Raw genomic sequence first — 2,909 nt, forward strand, 5'->3', positions numbered from 1 at the left:
AAAATCTTTTGAAGGATTTAAAACTAGAATTTTAGCTAAAATAACAGCATTAACTTTGGTTCAATATGTCAATAAATTCATCTTTGACAGACCAATAAACAATATTAAAAATCAAATTATTTAATTACACCCAACGGGTTAATTAAAAATAATTTGTAATTGGTTTTTAACTTCTGCTCTTTGAGATTAACGTGGATTAGGAGTAGTACAGTGCCACGAGATCCTTTTTTGAGCGTAATGTCTTGAGTGGTTGCATACTTGTTTTTTTTTATGGATTACTAAAATGCCTTGCGAGGTCTTCGGGATATTTTAAATAATTAGGATTTGAGTTGGCTGATTTGAATGTTGGGCCGGCTGGCGGTTTTGGGGTGCGGTTGACCTGCCTTTATCAGTAACGGTGCATAGGCTAATCAATAAAGCGATGCAAATAATAAAAAGGAGTTTTTTTTTATGGCATTCATTTTTTAGGTGGTTAATAAAAAAGAGACAAGATGTTTTAACTGTTTTTAAAGCCATTGCTGTTTTGCAAGCTGAACAGGGATACATTAATTTTTTAAAAAAGATTTTCGCGGGAAATTTTGTTGGGATAAAACTAGTAAGCTCAAAAGAATTGCGTTACGGTTTTACCGTAAAAATTGTTAAAACATGAAATGCAGTTATTAGGTGAAGCCTAATTAGATTAAAGCATGAATACCGCCTATACTGTCATATACCATACTTCATTTGACCATGGAAATATCAGAAAAAGATTTAACGTTTTTTACAGTAAAACCACAACAGCATCTATTGTTCACAAGATAGATTTGCATCGTATTAATACAAGTACAGGAATTCCTAAAAACACATTTTAACTAACGTAATTCATTGTTTACAATGAGTTTGCCTGGAAAACTATTGTCTCAATTAATACTTAAAAAATCATGAAAATTATCGCTTACACTTTTGGAATCATTGCACTATTGATAACCTTTTCATCATGCAGTGCAGATGAATTAAAACCAGGAAATGATTCAACTAAATCAACAATTGCGCAAACCATTAATACTGATATTACGGCGAAGGAAGGAGATATTGTCCCGCCGGTTATAACGATTCCACCTAAACCATAATTTCTTTGTTTTTATAGAGAAATGTTGTGTATTGTTTCTTTTATATTTACCAATGAATAATTTAGTAGATTTGAAATCACTTAAAAATATATGTCCCATTTAAAAAAAACAGGGTTTTTAATCATATGCAGCATCTTTTTCTTTAGTTGTAATAAAGGAAAAGATGTTGCATTTTTAGATAAGGGAGAAAGTTTAGATACTCTATTGAATAAGGTCGGAAATATCAATTTTGATAAAAAAATCCGTCTTCAATATGCCGATATGATATTGGAAAAAATTAAGTTTCAAGAAAATGATTCAATAACCCGAAATAATTATTATCAGTTAGCAGATTTGTATTATAATCTTCAAGAGAATCAAAAAAGCAACATGCTTTATAGAACATTATCATTAAAGTCTAAAAAAGCAAATGATATATCCGGGATTGCAAAGTCGAATTATTGCATCGCCTATAATTATTATTATGGTTTTAATTATGACAGTGCCTTTTATTATTTTTCCAACGCAGAGAAAGCATATAAAGAATTAAAAAACAGCACCTATTTAGGGAGTATAATTAGTTCAAAATCAAATATATTATCCTTTAAAAAGGATTTTTCAGGATCTGAAGTCCTTGCGATAAAAGCGTTAAAAATTGGTCAAAAAAACAAGGATTACCTGTTGATTTATAACTGCTATATTACTTTAGGAAATGCGCTGGTAGGACTAAATAATGAAGACAAAGCGGTAGAATATTACCGCAAAGCGTTTCAGATTACTGATAATTTAAAAAGTAATTCGGAATACCTATCACTCAAAGCACAAGCCTACAATTATATAGGCCTCGTGCATCAAAAAAATGGAGCAAACAATAAATCAATAAGTTATTTTGAACAAGGTTTAAAATTTGGTGATTTCAGAAGAATTGACCCAACCATTTATGTTTATTTAATGGGTAATTTAGCTTATTCCAGATTTAAGACAGGTGATAAAAAATCATTATTTTTATTCAATAATGTATTAAAAATTTCGGACAGCTTAAATAATATTCCTGCTCAAGTTTCGTGCAAAATAAACTTATCAGAATATTATCTGGCTCAAAAAGATACTTCAAAAGCATTAATAAATATAAATGATGCCAGACAAAAGGCACATGACAGTAAAATATTTGAAGATGAACTGAAATGTTTAGCATTATTAGTGAAAATTGATCCTAAAAAGAATTTCTTTTATAATAGCAGCTATATTAAACTGAGTGACAGTCTTCAAAATAATGAACGTGCCACCCGAGATAAATATGCTCGAATAGAATTTGAAACCGATGAGATTTTAAATCAAAAAAATAATATCGAAGTAGAAAAAGATTCCATTTCGCTGCAAAGATGGCTTATTCTTGGATTAAGTTTATTTGCTCTTTTGATTATCCTTTTATGGTTCATGAATAAAACACAAAAATCAAAGAATAAAGAATTGCAATTCATCCAGCAGCAGCAAAGGTCTAATGAAGAAATCTATCAGTTGATGCTCGATCAGCAGCAGAAAGTTGAGCAGGGAAAGCAGGCAGAAAAGAAAAGGATATCGCAGGAATTGCATGATGGCGTTATGGGCCGACTGACAAGTATCAGACTGAATTTATTTGTTTTGAGCAGGAAAACAGATCCAGAAACCATTAATAAATGCCTGCAACATATTAAAGAAATTCAAAACGTTGAGAAAGAAATAAGGATAATAGCGCATGATTTGAATAAGAACTTTTTTTCGGATCAGGTTAACTTTATTGCCATAGTAAAAAATCTTTTTACTGCGATTGAACATCATTCG

Annotated in this window: 2 protein-coding genes and 1 pseudogene; all 3 read left to right on the forward strand. The window is 30.5% G+C overall.

The genetic code is table 11. The annotated features are described in order from the left end of the window. Positions 1 to 124 (forward strand): annotated as a pseudogene (locus Q0Q99_RS02245) (IS982 family transposase); the annotation flags it as partial. A gap of 796 nt (positions 125 to 920) precedes the next feature. Next, on the forward strand, positions 921 to 1,109 hold the full coding sequence (locus tag Q0Q99_RS02250) for a hypothetical protein (protein WP_293890803.1): 189 nt from the start codon (positions 921 to 923) through the stop codon (positions 1,107 to 1,109). 90 nt (positions 1,110 to 1,199) lie between these two features. Continuing rightward, positions 1,200 to 2,909: histidine kinase (locus tag Q0Q99_RS02255; protein ID WP_293890806.1), on the forward strand; the 1,710-nt coding region annotated here is incomplete at its 3' end.

The organism is Flavobacterium sp. (assembly GCF_025352425.1).
In the GTDB taxonomy this organism is placed as follows: domain Bacteria; phylum Bacteroidota; class Bacteroidia; order Flavobacteriales; family Flavobacteriaceae; genus Flavobacterium.